Origin of the sequence: Geodermatophilus saharensis, assembly GCF_900188205.1 — a bacterium.
GTDB lineage: Bacteria > Actinomycetota > Actinomycetes > Mycobacteriales > Geodermatophilaceae > Geodermatophilus > Geodermatophilus saharensis.
The window spans coordinates 469,182-482,834 of the sequence record NZ_FZOH01000002.1 but is presented as its reverse complement, the minus strand read 5'-3'; the positions used below and the strand labels follow the sequence as shown (position 1 = coordinate 482,834).

Below are 13,653 nucleotides of genomic sequence, written 5' to 3'. Positions count from 1 at the left end.
CGGCTGGCAGCATCCCGGGCCGTGAGACGAACCACAGTGATGCTCGCCGCCCTCGGTCTGGTCGTCGCCGGTGCCGGGACCGCGCAGGCCGCGCCCGCGGACGGTCCCGTGCCGCCCGGGCCCGTCGCGCTGGACGACCCGGAGTTCACCGCCAACGTCATGGCACCGCTGAAGGTGGAGACCGACGAGGAGTGGGCGGACTTCGAGGCCGACCTGGAGACCGTCGCCGCCTACGGCGTGGACGCCGTGAGCGTCGACGTCTGGTGGGGCGACGTCGAGGCCGCCGGCGACAACCAGTTCGACTGGGCCTACTACGACCGCATCTTCGACGTCATCACGTCGAAGGGCCTCGACCTCGCCCCGATCCTGTCCTTCCACCAGTGCGGCGGGAACGTCGGCGACGACTACACCAGCCTGCTGCCGTCGTGGCTGTGGCCGAAGTACGAGGGGCGCAGCTACCGGGGCGTCGAGCTCGGCCCCACCGGCCTGCAGCACAGGAGCGAGCAGGGCAACTACAGCCCCGAGACCGTGCAGGGCTGGGCCGACCAGGTCGTGATGAACGAGTACCGGGACTTCACCCGGGCCTTCCAGCAGCGCTACGGCGACCGCTACGCCGACGAGGTCGTGGAGATCAACGTCTCGCTCGGCCCGTCCGGCGAGCTGCGCTACCCCTCCTACAACGGCCACGACGTGGGCACCGGCTACCCGACCCGCGGCGCGCTGCAGTCGTACTCCCCGCTGGCGATCCGCGACTTCCAGAAGTCGATGGTGAAGCAGTACGGGTCGCTGCGGGCGGTCAACCGCGCCTGGGGCACGGACCTGCGGTCGGTGGACCAGATCGCCCCGCCGGCCGACGCCGAGACCTTCTTCACCAGCAAGGCCTACTCCGACACGCAGTACGGCCGTGACTTCGTCGACTGGTACAACGGCTCACTCGTCGACCACGGCGAGCGGGTGCTGACCACGGTCATCCGCACGCTGGGCAACGAGTTCCCGCAGGCCGACATCGGCTACAAGGTCCCGGGCATCCACTGGACGATGACCAACCCGCTGCACCCGCGGGCGACCGAGGTGACCACCGGGCTGATCCAGACCAGCGTCGACGAGAACTCGTGGGCGACCGGCCACGGCTACGCGCGGATCGTCGAGCTGGCCAACCGGTTCGACGGCGGCCCGCGCGAGGTGGTCATGCACTTCACCGCGCTGGAGATGGACGACCAGGACTACCCGCCGCAGTACTCGCTGGCCCAGACCCTGGTCCAGTGGATCGGCGACTACGCGTTCCGTGCCGGCGTCGAGCTCAAGGGCGAGAACGCGCTCAGCGGCGGCGTCACCTGGGACGGCGGCTGGGACAACATCAACGAGGCCTTCGACGGGTGGGGCTACCTCGGCCTCACCGTGCTGCGGATGAACGACGTGGCCGGCGGTACCGGGGCGACCCGGTACGCGCAGTTCATCCAGAAGTACAGCCCCGACCGCTGACGGCGGCGGGGCCGGGGCGTCCGCAGCGCCGTCGCGGACGCCCCGACCCCGCACCCGACCGAGGGGAGCGACGTGACCGACACCGCACACCGGGACGCCCCCGGACCGAGGACCGGGTACGCGCCGGTCAACGGGCTGCGGGTGTACCACGAGGTCCACGGCCCCGACCCGGAGCCGGACGCGAGCCCGGTCCTGCTCCTGCACGGCGCGTACATGACCACCGGCGACCTCGCGCCGCTGGTGTCGGCGCTGGCGGCCACCCGCCGGGTCGTCGTCCCGGACCTGCAGGCCCACGGCCGCACCGCCGACGCCGACCGGCCGATCACCTACGAGGGGCTCGCCGACGACGCCGCGGGCCTGCTGGCGCACCTCGGCATCGAGCGCGCCGACGTCATGGGCTTCAGCATGGGCGGGGCGGCCGCCCTGCAGCTGGCCATCCGCCACCCGGAGGTCGTCCGCACGCTCGCGGTCGTCTCCGCGACGCACGCGAGCGCCGGCATACAGCCGGAACTGCTCGCGATGATCCCGGGCATCACCCCGGAGGTGTTCGCCGGGTCGCCCATGGAGGCCACCTACCGGGCCGTCGCACCCGACCCCGGGCACTTCCCGGTCCTGGTCGAGAAGCTCAAGACCCTCGACGAGACCCCCTTCGACTGGCCCGCCGAGGACGTCGCGCGCATCACCGCCCCGACCCTGGTCGTCGCCGGGGACGCCGACGCGATCCGCGTCGAGCACGTCGTCGAGCTCTTCCGCCTCCTCGGCGGGGGCGCGATGGGTGACCTGTCCGGCCTCCCGCGGGCCCGGCTGGCGATCCTGCCGGGGACCACCCACTTCATGCCCCCGGGCAGCGGCGTGCTGGACCGCCTCGACTGGCTGGTGCCGATGCTCCTCGCGCTGTTCGACGCGCCACAGGAGGGACCCGAGGGGGTCACCCCCGGCCCCGCCGGGTAGCCGGGCGGCGTGGACCTGCTCTCGCTGCCCCGTGCCGTCACCGCCTCCGCGCTCGCGCTGGGGACCGCGCTGCGCGGCGCGCGGGTCTTCCACCCCCGGGGGCAGGCGTTCACCGGCACCGTCGAGACCGACGGCGGCGGCACGTGGGGCGCGCGGCTCCTCGACGACGCAGCCCGCCACGACGTCGTCGTCCGCCTGTCCCGCGGGGCCGGGCTGCCCGAGCCGCTGCCCGACGTCGTCGGCCTCGCCGTCCGCTTCGCCGGGCAGGGGCGGGGCGGCGGCCCGCTCGACGTGCTGGTCAACACCGCCGGTGGCCCGCCGGTGCTGCGCCACCTCTTCCTGCCCGAGCCCCTCGGGCGCACCTTCTCCTCCGTGCTGCCCTACCGCACCGGCAGCGGCCGGCTGGTGCTGCTCGGGGCGCGCGGCGACGGCACCGGCGAGGGCTGGGAGCTGCTCGCCGCCACGCTGGCCGGCGGCTGGACCCGGTGGGGACACCTCACGCTCGGCCCGGCGGTGCCCGGCCCGGCGTCCGAGGAGCTCCGGTTCGCCCCGACGCTGGGCGCCGACGACCTGCAGCCGGTCGCCCTCTTCCGCGCCGTGCGCGACCTGTCCTACCGGGAGAGCCAGGCACTGCGCCGCTGACCGGGCGGCCTCAGGCGTCGGCCGGCCGCCGGTGGTGCGGGCTGCCGGGGTCCAGCAGCGAGTGCCGGCGGCCGTAGGCGAAGTAGATGACGAAGCCGATGACCAGCCAGATCCCGAAGCGCAGCCACGTCTCCCAGTGCAGCTGGGCGATGAGGAACACCGACGCCACCACCCCGAACACCGGCACGAGGGGCATCAGTGGCAGCCGGAACGTGCGCGCGGCGTCGGGCCGGGTGTAGCGGAAGACGATGACGGCCACGCAGACGACGACGAACGCGGACAGGATGCCGATGTTGGTCAGGTCCGCCACGGCACGGATGGGGAAGACGCCGGCGAGCACGGCCGCCGCGACGCCGGCGATCCAGGTCACCCGCTGCGGGGTGCCGCCGCGGTCGACCTTCGCGAACCACCGCGGCAGCAGCCCGTCGCGGCTCATGGAGAACCAGACGCGGGTGACGCCGAGCAGGAACGTCAGCATCACGGTCAGGATCGACAGCACGGCGAAGACGGAGATGATGCTGGCGATCACCGGCAGACCCACGCCCTCGAACGCCGAGGCGAAGCCGGCGGTCGGGTCGATGTCGCGGTAGTCCTGCATCCCGGTGAGCACCAGGGTGGCGGCCACGTAGAGCAGCATCGCGATCACCAGGGACAGGATGATCGCCCTGGGCATGTGCTTCTTGCCGTCCTCGGCCTCCTCGGCGGCGGTGCTCATGGCGTCGTAGCCGAACACCGCGAAGAACACGGTGGCCGCGCCGGTGAGCACCGGCCCGAAGCCCGAGGGCATGAACGGGTCGTAGTTGCCGACGTCGACGTAGAAGACGCCCAGCCCGATGATGAACAGGATCAGCAGGATCTTGATCCCGACGGCGATCAACTCGAACCGGCCGAAGGTCCGCGTGCCGCGGCTGAGGATGAACGTGACGAGCAGGCAGATCAGGACGGCGGGGACGTTGACGACGCCGCCCTCCTCGGCCGACGCGGTGAGCGCCGTCGGCAGGCTGAGCCCGAGGCCGTCGAGCAGCGCGTCGAGGTAGCCGGAGATGCCGATCGCCACGACCGCGACGATGGCGATGTACTCGAGCAGCAGGTCCCAGCCGATGAACCACCCGATGAGCTCGCCGAGGGCCACGTACCCGTAGGTGTAGGCCGACCCGGCCCGCGGGATCATCCCGGCGAACTCGGCGTAGGACAGCGCGGCCGCCGCGGACGCCAGCCCGGCGATCAGGAAGGCGACGAGCACCGCCGGCCCGACGCCGGGGTTGTCGGCGTCGCCGTGGGCCACCAGCCCGGCGAGGGAGAAGATCCCGACGCCGATGATGCCGCCGACGCCGATCGCGGTCAGCTGCCACAGGCCCAGGCTCTTGGCCAGCGCCCCGCCGCCGCCCTCCGCCTCGATCTCCTCCATGCGGTCCACCGGCATGCGCCGCCAGACCGACCGACTCGTGGACTGCCTGGCCGGAGTGCTCATGGGGCTCCTCGTCGTCACCGGGTCCCGGGCGCGCGAGCGTCGCAGGTGGACGCCCAGGCCCCCCACACTCCCGGGCGGCGCGCAAAATGAGGGACCGCGCGGGTCGCCGGCGAGCGGGTGCCGCGCCGCTCACCAGCGACTACGCTCGCCGCCACCCTGGCGAGGACGGAGCCCCGCGATGGACGCCGGCGTGGACACCCTGCAGAAGGCCCTGCGGATCAACCTCGACCCCCGCTGGTACGGCACCATCGCCGAGATCGGCGCCGGCCAAGAGGTCGCCCGGTGGTTCTTCCGGGCCGGCGGCGCGGCCGGCACCGTGGCCAAGACGATGTCGGCCTACGACATGGCGGTCAGCGACGCCGTCTACGGCAAGAGCGACCGCTACGTCTCCAAGGGCCGGCTGCAGGCGATGCTCGACCACGAGTACCAGCTGAACATCGACCGGCTGGGGGACCAGCGCGGCGACGACACCGCCTTCTTCGCCTTCGCCGACACGGTGGTGGCCCGCAGCTACCGCGGCGGGAACGAGTGCCACGGCTGGATGGGGGTGAAGTTCCAGTCCCACCCGCGCGACGAGCCCAGCCAGGTCGTCGTCCACGTGCGGATGCTCGACGACGAGGCCCCGCAGCAGCAGGAGGCGCTGGGCGTGGTGGGGGTGAACCTGCTGCACGCGGCCTTCTTCCAGCACCACGAGCCCGAGAAACTGCTCGCGAGCCTGCTCGACCAGCTCGGCACCGGCCGCATCGAGATCGACATGGTCGAGATGACCGGCATCGAGTTCCGCACGGTCGACAACCGGGTCATGGCGCTCACGCTGGTGCAGCTCGGGCTCAGCGGGGCGGCGATGTTCGGCCCCGACCGGCGGGTCCTGCAGCCCAGCGAGGTGCTGCGCAAGAAGGCGATCCTGGTCGAACGGGGCAGCTTCCGGCCACCCACGGTGGTCAACATCGACATGCTCGAGGCCGCGCGGGCCGAGTTCGAGTGTGACCCCGCCGTCGCCGACCGCGAGGTCCTGATGCTCACCGAGCTGACGATGGCCAACCTGCGCGCCGGCGGGGACGTCGTCGACCGCCGCGACTTCCTCGCCCGCGCCGACCTGCTGGCCGCCTGCGGCATGACCGTGCTCATCTCCGACTACGTGGCCTACCACCGCCTCGCCGCCTACCTCGCCTGGCGCACCGACGGGCGGATCGGCATGGTCATGGGCGTCCCGAGCCTGCTGGACCTCTTCGACGAGTCCAGCCACGCCGACCTGCCCGGCGGCATCCTCGAGAGCTTCGGCCGGCTGTTCAAGAACGACCTGCGGCTGTTCGTGCACCCGATGCTGCGCGACGGCGAGGTGACCACCGTCGACACCGTCTCGGTGGGGGAGCAGCTGCAGCCGCTCTACGACTACCTGGCGCAGCGGGGGAGCTTCGTCCACCTGGACCGCTACGAGCCCGAGCACCTGCCGATCCTGAGCCGGGACGTGCTCAAGCGGATCCCCACCGACGACCGGAGCTGGGAGTCGATGGTCCCGCCGGAGGTCTGCGAGCTGATCAAGCAGCGCGGCTTCTTCGGCTACCGGCGCGACCGCTGACCCCGCACGACCGCCGGCGTCACCGGCGCCGGTGCACCGTCCGAGAAGGAGGACAGCCATGACCCACACGACCGGGGACCAGCGGCTCGACCCGCGCTTCGCCGCCGACGCCGACGGGGTCCTCGACCGCACCGTGCACGCCGAGGCACCCGTCGCCGGGGTGGTGGCCTTCCTCACCGACCGCGACGGCGACGTCTACCAGGGCGTGGCCGGGGAGCGCAGCCTCGGGTCCGGCGTCGCGATGACCCCTGACACCGTCTTCGCGCTCTTCTCCACGACCAAGGCCGTCACCGCGACCGCCGCGCTGCAGCTGGTCGAGGAGGGCCGGTTGGACCTCGACGCGCCGGCGCGCACCTACGCCCCGGCCCTCGGGGAGGTGAAGGTCCTCGACGGGTTCGACGCCGACGGCTCGCCGCGGCTGCGCGACCCCCGGCGCGAGGTGACCACCCGGATGCTGCTGACCCACACCGCCGGGTTCGGCTACGACTTCTTCAACGAGCACTACCGGCGCATGGCCGAGGAGCACGGCCAGCCCAGCGTCATCACCGCGTCCAAGGCGGCGCTGGCCACCCCGCTGCTCGCCGACCCGGGGGAGCGGTGGGAGTACGGCAGCAACATCGACTGGGTGGGACAGGTGGTGGAGGGCATCACCGGGGAGCGCCTCGGGGACGTCTTCGCCTCCCGCGTCTTCGCGCCCCTCGGCATGCACGACACGACCTTCGAGCTCACCGACGACCTGCGCACCCGGCTGGCCGGCATGCACACCCGCGGCGAGGACGGGTCGCTCACCCCGATCGAGTTCGAGCTGCCCTCGTCGCCGGAGGTGCACATGGGCGGCCACGGCCTCTACGGCACGGTCGGGGACTACACGCGGTTCATCCGCATGTGGCTCGACGACGGCCGCGGCGAGAACGGCGTCGTGCTGCAGCCGGAGACGGTGCGGATGGCGGTGCAGAACCACTGCGGCGACCTCAAGGTGACCGCGCTGCCGGGGGTCATCCCGTCGCTGTCCAACGACGCGGAGTTCTTCCCGGGAGTGTCCAAGTCCTGGTCGCTGCCGTTCATGGTCAACGACGAGCCGGCCCCCACCGGCCGGCCCGCCGGCGGGCTCGGCTGGGCGGGACTGGGCAACCTCTACTACTGGATCGACCGGGACAACGGGTACGGCGGCTTCTGGGCCACCCAGGTGCTCCCGTTCGGCGACGCGACGTCCTTCGGCGGCTACCTGGAGTTCGAGACGGCGCTGTACCGGTCGCTGGAGGCGCGCCCGGTGCCGTGACGGGAGCCGTCAGCGGGTGGCGGCCGTCCGCTGCCACTCGCGCGGGCTCGTCCCGTAGGCGGCGCGGAACCGCCGGGCGAAGTGGCTCGGGTCGGCGAACCCGCAGGCGCGGGCGGTGGCGGCGATCGACCGCTGCCGCCCGGCGGGGGAGACGAGCCGGGCCCGCGCGGCCTCCAGCCGCTGGGCGATCACCTCCTGCTCCAGGCTCGCCCCCGCCGCCGCGAACGCCTTGTACAGCTGGCGGACCGAGACGCCGTGCGCCCGGGCGACGGCGGCCGGGGTGAGGCCCGGGTCGGTCAGGTGGCGGGCGACGTGCGCGCGCACCCGGGCCACGAGCGTGTCCGGCCGCACGGGGGGGCCGGACCCGCCCCCGGTCGCCGCGGAGACGAGCAGTGCGCGGACCAGCTCGACGGTGGCCGCTCCCAGGGCCGCCGCGCCCGGGTCGGCCGACAGCCCGGCGGCGTCGTCGGCGATCCGCTGCAGGTGCGCGCGCACCAGCCCGTGCAGGGGGCTGGCCCGCAGCCGGGGTGCCGCGCGGCGGACGACGTCGGCGGGCAGGCCGAGCCGGTCGAGGGGGACCAGCAGCGCGCGGGAGCCGCCGCCGCGGTGCGGGAAGGCCAGCGCGAGCAGCGGCGCCCCGCCCCGGGCCCCCGGCCGCCGGGGGCGCGCCGCGTCGGTGGCCAGCAGCACCGCCGTCCCGTAGGGGAAGGCCCCGTCGGGGGCGGTGCGGGGGAGCGGGGGAGTGTCGATGAGCAGCATCGCGCCGTCCCTGGGCCTCGACCGGCTGACGTCCCCCGCGGACGCCGCCGAGCCTGGCAGAGCCGGGCTCCCACCGGAACCCGCCGCGGTGTGCAGCCAGGAGCCGCAGTCGTGCACGCAGGGCCGCACCGGCGGGCCGGGCCGCTGCCAGGCTCCGGCTGACCGGCCACCACCCGAGGGAGCGACCGTGACCACTCCGACCGCACCGGACACCATCGTCCTGATCCACGGCTTCTGGGTGACCCCGCGCAGCTGGGAGAACTGGAAGGCCCACTACGAGCAGCGCGGGTTCCGCGTGCTCACCCCGGGCTACCCCGGCTTCGAGGTCGAGGTGGAGGCGCTCAACGCCGACCCGACGCCGATCGCCGAGCTCACCCTGCCGGCGATCGTCGAGCACCTGGCCGCCGTCGTCCGCGGGGTGGAGCGGCCACCGGTGCTGATCGGCCACTCCGCCGGCGGCACGCTCACCCAGCTGCTGCTCGACCGCGGTCTGGGCGCCGTGGGGGTGGTGCTCAACTCGGCGCCCACCGAGGGGGTGAGGCTGCTGCCCCTGTCGCAGCTGCGCTCGACCTGGACGGTCTTCAAGAACCCGGCCAACCGGCACCGCGCCGTCGGGCTGACCGAGGAGCAGTGGCACTACGCGTTCACCAACACGTTCGGCGAGGAGGAGTCGCGGGCCCTGTACCGGCGGTACCACGTCCCCGCGTCGGGCCGGATCCTGTGGAACTCGGTGCTGGCGAACCTGATGCCCGGCCCGCAGGACGCGCACGTCGACTACGGCAACGAGGCGCGGCCGCCGCTGCTGTTCGTCTCCGGCGGGGAGGACCACATCATGCCGCCGGCGATCCAGCGCTCGAACGCCGCGCACTACCGCGGCGGCACGGTGACCGAGATCCGCGAGTACCCGGGCTACGCCCACCTGCTGCCCGCGCAGCAGGGGTGGGAGCGGATCGCCGACGAGGTGCTGGACTGGGCGCTGGCGCACGCGACGGGACCGCGGCCGCAGGTGGCCGGCGCGCAGTGACGCGCGGCTGACGCGGCGCCGCACCTGCTGGCGGTCCGGGCCGGGGCAGTCGATCATGCCGGGATGACGGTGATCGCACTGCCGAAGCCGGGCCGGTGGGTGTGGGACGCCCGCGACCGCACGCGCGCCCTGCGCGTCTCCCCGCACCCGGAGCAGGGCCTGCTCAACCTGAGCCTGTGGCGCGACGACGTCTGCGTCGGCACCGTCAAGCTGCGGCCGGACGAGGTGTCCGGGCTGGTGGCGGCGCTGTCGGACGGGCTCGCCCGGCTCGCCGCCCCGCCCGCGCCCCCGGTGCGCGCCGCCGACGTCGTCGCTCTGGAGACCCGGCTGGCCGCCGTCGAGTCCCGCCTGGCCACCGACCGGCTCCCGGTCGGCCGGCTCGTGCGCTCCCTGGCCGGGCAGGCGCAGCACCGGATCTCGGGGCTGCTCCGCGGCTGACGCGCCCGGCCCGCTCCGCTCGTACATTGACGGGGGTGAGTGTCGCCCCCGCCCTGACCGTCGCCCTCGGCGACCGCTTCGCCCGCGAGCTGCCGGAGATGGCGGTCCCCTGGCAGGCGGCGGAGACGCCCGCCCCGCGGCTGCTCGCCCTCGACGAGGAGCTCGCCGCCGAGCTGGGCCTCGACCCCGCCGCGCTGCGCGGCCCCGAGGGCATCGGCCTGCTCACCGGCACCCTCGTCCCCGAGGGCGCCCGCCCGGTGGCGCAGGCCTACTCCGGCCACCAGTTCGGCTACTACAACCCGCGCCTGGGCGACGGGCGGGCGCTGCTGCTCGGGGAGCTCGTCGACACCGCCGGCCGGCTGCGCGACCTGCACCTCAAGGGCTCGGGCCGCACCCCCTTCTCCCGGGGCGGGGACGGGCTGGCCGCCGTCGGGCCGATGCTGCGCGAGCACGTCGTCAGCCGCGCGATGCACGCCCTCGGCATCCCGACCACGCGCTCGCTGGCCGTCGTCGCCACCGGCCGGCCCGTCCGCCGCGAGACGCTGCTGCCCGGCGCCGTCCTGGCCCGGGTCGCCGCCAGCCACCTGCGGGTCGGCAGCTTCCAGTACGCCCGGGCCACCGGGGACGACGGCCTGCTGCGCCGGCTGGCCGACCACGCCGTCGCCCGGCACCACCCCGCCGCCGCGGACGCGGACAACCGGTACCTCGCGCTGTTCGAGGCCGTCGTCGCCGCGCAGGCCTCGCTGGTGGCGCGGTGGATGCTCGTGGGCTTCGTGCACGGCGTCATGAACACCGACAACGTGACGATCTCCGGCGAGACGATCGACTTCGGGCCCTGCGCGTTCATGGAGGGCTACGACGAGGACACCTGGTACAGCTCGGTCGACCAGGGCGGGCGCTACCGCTACGGCAACCAGCCGCTCGTGGCCGAGTGGGACCTCGCCCGGCTGGCCGAGGCGCTGCTGCCGCTGCTGGCCGCCGAGCAGGAGCAGGCGGTCGAGCTCGCCGTCGAGGCGCTGCAGCGGTTCCGGCCGGCCTACGACGCCGCCCTGCTGACCGGCTGGCGGGCCAAGCTCGGCCTGCCCGAGGGGCTCGACGACGACGTCGCCCGCGGCGTGGTCGACGACCTGCTCGCGCTGCTGCGGGCCAACAAGGTGGACCTGACCGGCTTCGCGCGGCGGCTGTCCGCGGCCGCGCGCGGCGACGCCGAGCCCGCCCGCAGCCTGGTGCTCGACCTCGCCGCCGCCGACGGGTGGCTCGCGCGGTGGCGGGCGCTGGGTCCCGACGCCGACGCGATGGACCGGGTCAACCCCGTCTACGTCCCGCGCAACCACCTCGTCGAGGAGGCGCTCGCCGCGGCGACCGCCGGGGACACCGCGCCGTTCGAGCGGCTGGTCGAGGTGGTCAGCCGCCCGTTCGAGGAGCGCCCCGGGCTGGAGCGCTACGCCGAGCCCGGCCCGGCCGGCCCGTACGTCACCTTCTGCGGCACCTGACCGCCCGCGGTCGGGAGCCCGGGCCGTGCCGTACGACGCCGTGACCGCCGAGCGGGTCCGCCGGCTGCTCCCGGGCGCGGTGGAGAAGCGGATGGTCGGCGGCGGCCTGTCGTTCAGCGTCGGCGGTCACCTGGTCTGCGGCGTCACGGCGACCGCACTGGTGGTCCGGGTCGGCGCCGATGCCGTCCCGGCCGCGCTGGAGGAGCCGCACGTCGGGCCGATGGTGCTCGGCGGCCGTCAGGTGCGGGCGTTCGTCCTCGTCGGGCCCGCCGGCCACGCCGACGACGCCGACCTCGGGCGGTGGGTGCGGCGCGGTCTGGCGGTCGCCTCCGGGCTGGGCTGACCCGTCCGAGGAGCGGTCAGCGGTCGTCGAGGGCGGCGCGCACCCAGGCGAGGGCGGCGTCGTGGTCGGCGAAGGTGCGCTGCGGGTAGCCGGGCCCGTGGTCGTCCACCTCGCCGGCCCGGGTGAGCGAGCGGTACCGGCGCTCGTCGAAGACGTCGGCCCACGCGGCGATCGCGGGCACGCGCGCGGGCAGGTCCTCCGCGGCCCAGCGCTCCAGCGCCGCCCGGCCCTCGGCGGTCGGGACGCGGAGCCCGCTGGGGATGTTCCCGATCCGCTTGCCGAGGCGGCCGGGTCCGCGTCGGCTGCGGGCAGCGTCCCCGGGACCTACGCTCGGGCGGCCGGACACCGCCGGAGGGGGCGCAGACATGGACCGCATCCCGGACTCGCTGCCCGTGCTGAGCCGCGGCAGGCACCGCAGCCCCGCGCACGGCGCCTGCTTCCTGGAGTACACCTCGCTGCTGGCCGGCGAGCCGTTCGGCGACGCCCCGCGGTGCGTCGACGGCCAGCTCGCCGCGGTGCTGCGGCACGCCAACGACGTGCTGTCCGCCGCCGACCGGCCGCGCCTGGTCCCGCTGCTCGGCCGGGCGATCGGCCTGGCCGCCGACGACGCCGTCCGGCTGCGACGCGACGTCGCCGGGCGGCTGGCGGCGGCCGTCGGCACCCGGCCGTCCCCGGAGGAGCGGCGGTGGGCGGCGACCGGGGCCGTGGACCGGCTGTTCTGGTCGCTGATGCTCGAGCCCGCGCCGGTGAGCACGTCGGCGGCGTGGGTGGCGCGGCTGCTCGAGCGGCTGGACCTGCTGCACGGCTGCTACGAGGCGGTGCTCGCGCCCCCGGTGGGGGCCGGACCGCGGGGGTGAGCGTTCCGCGCGCCGTCGTCCGCGTGCGGGGGGAGTCGACCGCCGAGCACCCGCCCGACGTCGCGGTGCTGTCGGTGTCGGTGTCGGCGAGCGCGACCTCACCGGACAGCCGCGAGCGAGCGCTCGCGCAGGCCTCGGAGATGACCGCGCGGCTGCGTGCGGCGCTCGAGGGCGCCGGCGGGGTGCGCCGGGTGGTGCTGTCCCGGGTGTCGGTGCACGAGCGGTTCGCCTGGGACCCCGCTGCCGCCCGGCACGAGCCCGCCGGGTGGGAGGCGACCGTGGGCGGGTCGGTCCGTGCCGACGCCGGCGCCGCGGACACCGTGGCCGAGCTGGTCGCCTCCGCCGGGGCGGGGATCGGCGGGGTGGCCTGGGAGCTCGACGACCCCGCCGCCGCCCGCCGGGCAGTGCGCCGCGCCGCCGTCGAGGCCGCCCGCGAGGCCGCCGCCGACCTCGCCGACGCCGCCGGCCGTGGCCTCGGGCCGCTCCTCGAACTGGCCGACGCCGGACTGTCGTCGGCCGCGGCTCCGGAGTCGATGGCGGTCATGGCGCGCGGCTCCCCGGACGGCGGGGCGGGCCTGACCCTCGACCCGCGGGACGTGATCGTGTCCGCCGTCGTCGAGGCGACCTACGCCCTCGACGACTGACCGCCCGCGGCGGGTCGTGCCATGATCGGTCCGGTCGGCGCCGGCCCCCTGTCCGGGGACACCCGCCGGCCCCGACCCGCGGCGCACCCGCGGGGTACCCGCGCCGGCCCGGCGATCCCCCACCGGCACCCCGCGGGGCCCGGCAGGTGCCCGCGCGAGGACGCCGTGACCGCTCCCACCACCCGCCCGCCGTCGCCCTGGCCGGGCTCCCGCCACGAGACCGTGCACCGCTGGCAGCTCGACGACGTCGTCGCGTTGGCCGACGTCGTCGAGCGGCTGCGGGCGCTGGCCGCCGAGCTGCGCGCGGCGCACGCGGCCGGCTGGACGCCGGTGCAACCGATGCGCGACGGCCACCTGCTGGCGACCCGGCCGTCCGCCGCGAACGCGCCCGCGGCACCGTCGCCGTCGCTCCCGGGCCCGGGCGGGCTCCGTCGCTCCCGGGCTGGCGGGTGCGGGTCGTCGACGAGCCCCCGCTCCCCGCGGACACGGTGCTCGACCTCGCGGCCGTGCCGCGGACGCCGGTGCTCGGCTGGGCCGGCGGGGGCCCGCGCCACGTGGCCGGGCCGCCGGTCGAGCCGGCGGTGATGGTCGAGCCGGCGCGCCAGGTGCCGGCCGCCCAGGCCGGGACGCGGAGGTGGGCCCTGGTGGCCGCGCGGGTCGGCCCGGCGCGCGACGTCGTGGCGGAGGGGAG

General features: G+C 75.3%; 14 protein-coding genes. 11 read left to right on the top strand and 3 right to left on the bottom strand.

Translation table 11 applies throughout. The features are described 5' to 3' along the window. Positions 1-21 precede the first annotated feature (21 nt). The 3 genes from CHC04_RS06585 (at position 22) to CHC04_RS06575 (ending at position 3,075) form a co-directional block, all read left to right on the top strand. Entirely contained in the window at positions 22-1,482 is a 1,461-nt protein-coding gene (locus CHC04_RS06585) for a family 14 glycosylhydrolase (protein WP_245817031.1), read from the top strand. Between the two features lie 72 nt (positions 1,483-1,554). Continuing rightward, entirely contained in the window at positions 1,555-2,433 is an 879-nt protein-coding gene (locus CHC04_RS06580; RefSeq protein WP_089403066.1) for an alpha/beta fold hydrolase, read from the top strand. Between the two features lie 9 nt (positions 2,434-2,442). Next, positions 2,443-3,075: a hypothetical protein gene (locus CHC04_RS06575; protein WP_089403065.1), complete on the top strand. Its 633-nt coding sequence runs from the start codon at positions 2,443-2,445 to the stop codon at positions 3,073-3,075. 10 nt (positions 3,076-3,085) lie between these two features. On the opposite strand, the gene CHC04_RS06570 is transcribed toward CHC04_RS06575, so the two are convergent. Further along, on the bottom strand, positions 3,086-4,483 hold the full coding sequence (locus tag CHC04_RS06570; RefSeq protein ID WP_245817030.1) for an amino acid permease: 1,398 nt from the start codon (positions 4,481-4,483) through the stop codon (positions 3,086-3,088). A gap of 241 nt (positions 4,484-4,724) precedes the next feature. Between CHC04_RS06570 and CHC04_RS06565 the strand changes: the two genes are divergently transcribed. Continuing rightward, complete coding sequence (locus CHC04_RS06565) at positions 4,725-6,125, top strand: nicotinate-nucleotide adenylyltransferase (RefSeq protein WP_089403063.1); 1,401 nt, start codon at positions 4,725-4,727, stop codon at positions 6,123-6,125. Between the two features lie 58 nt (positions 6,126-6,183). Next, positions 6,184-7,404 (top strand): methyl acetate hydrolase AcmB, encoded by a 1,221-nt coding sequence (gene acmB, locus CHC04_RS06560; RefSeq protein ID WP_089403062.1) that lies wholly within the window; start codon positions 6,184-6,186, stop codon positions 7,402-7,404. 9 nt (positions 7,405-7,413) lie between these two features. Here the strand turns inward: acmB and CHC04_RS06555 are convergent, their stop codons facing one another. Continuing rightward, entirely contained in the window at positions 7,414-8,163 is a 750-nt protein-coding gene (locus CHC04_RS06555) for a helix-turn-helix domain-containing protein (protein WP_089403061.1), read from the bottom strand. Positions 8,164-8,350: 187 nt separating this feature from the next. Between CHC04_RS06555 and CHC04_RS06550 the strand changes: the two genes are divergently transcribed. The 4 genes from CHC04_RS06550 to CHC04_RS06535 all read left to right on the top strand — a co-directional run bounded on the left by CHC04_RS06550 (position 8,351) and on the right by CHC04_RS06535 (position 11,461). Next, positions 8,351-9,187: an alpha/beta hydrolase gene (locus tag CHC04_RS06550; protein WP_089403060.1), complete on the top strand. Its 837-nt coding sequence runs from the start codon at positions 8,351-8,353 to the stop codon at positions 9,185-9,187. A 63-nt stretch (positions 9,188-9,250) separates the two neighbouring features. Next, the gene (locus CHC04_RS06545; protein WP_089403059.1) at positions 9,251-9,625 is read left to right on the top strand and encodes a hypothetical protein; all 375 of its coding nucleotides are present in this window, start codon (positions 9,251-9,253) and stop codon (positions 9,623-9,625) included. 35 nt (positions 9,626-9,660) lie between these two features. Beyond that, positions 9,661-11,118 carry a protein adenylyltransferase SelO gene (locus CHC04_RS06540; RefSeq protein ID WP_089403058.1) on the top strand — a complete coding sequence of 486 codons (1,458 nt, stop codon included), beginning with the start codon at positions 9,661-9,663 and terminating at the stop codon, positions 11,116-11,118. Positions 11,119-11,143: 25 nt separating this feature from the next. After that, complete coding sequence (locus CHC04_RS06535; protein ID WP_217897200.1) at positions 11,144-11,461, top strand: TfoX/Sxy family protein; 318 nt, start codon at positions 11,144-11,146, stop codon at positions 11,459-11,461. A gap of 16 nt (positions 11,462-11,477) precedes the next feature. Here CHC04_RS06535 and CHC04_RS06530 read toward each other — a convergent pair whose 3' ends face one another. After that, complete coding sequence (locus tag CHC04_RS06530; RefSeq protein ID WP_141233702.1) at positions 11,478-11,828, bottom strand: hypothetical protein; 351 nt, start codon at positions 11,826-11,828, stop codon at positions 11,478-11,480. Between CHC04_RS06530 and CHC04_RS23970 the strand changes: the two genes are divergently transcribed. Together CHC04_RS23970 and CHC04_RS23965 are read left to right on the top strand one after the other, a co-directional pair. After that, positions 11,827-12,318, top strand: a complete 492-nt coding sequence (locus CHC04_RS23970; protein ID WP_176449843.1) for a hypothetical protein — start codon at positions 11,827-11,829, stop codon at positions 12,316-12,318. The genes CHC04_RS06530 and CHC04_RS23970 overlap by 2 nt on opposite strands. After that, complete coding sequence (locus tag CHC04_RS23965) at positions 12,315-12,962, top strand: SIMPL domain-containing protein (RefSeq protein WP_176449842.1); 648 nt, start codon at positions 12,315-12,317, stop codon at positions 12,960-12,962. The genes CHC04_RS23970 and CHC04_RS23965 overlap by 4 nt, the downstream gene beginning before the upstream one ends. Positions 12,963-13,653: the final 691 nt, after the last annotated feature.

Bases quoted from the DNA above. Each gene is read 5' to 3' on its own strand.
- CHC04_RS06570 (WP_245817030.1), bottom strand. From the start codon at position 4,483: ATGGAGGAGATCGAGGCGGAGGGCGGCGGCGGGGCGCTGGCCAAGAGC.
- CHC04_RS06530 (WP_141233702.1), bottom strand. From the start codon at position 11,828: ATGTCTGCGCCCCCTCCGGCGGTGTCCGGCCGCCCGAGCGTAGGTCCC.
- CHC04_RS06555 (WP_089403061.1), bottom strand. From the start codon at position 8,163: ATGCTGCTCATCGACACTCCCCCGCTCCCCCGCACCGCCCCCGACGGG.
- acmB (WP_089403062.1), top strand. From the start codon at position 6,184: ATGACCCACACGACCGGGGACCAGCGGCTCGACCCGCGCTTCGCCGCC.
- CHC04_RS06545 (WP_089403059.1), top strand. From the start codon at position 9,251: ATGACGGTGATCGCACTGCCGAAGCCGGGCCGGTGGGTGTGGGACGCC.
- CHC04_RS06565 (WP_089403063.1), top strand. From the start codon at position 4,725: ATGGACGCCGGCGTGGACACCCTGCAGAAGGCCCTGCGGATCAACCTC.
- CHC04_RS23970 (WP_176449843.1), top strand. From the start codon at position 11,827: ATGGACCGCATCCCGGACTCGCTGCCCGTGCTGAGCCGCGGCAGGCAC.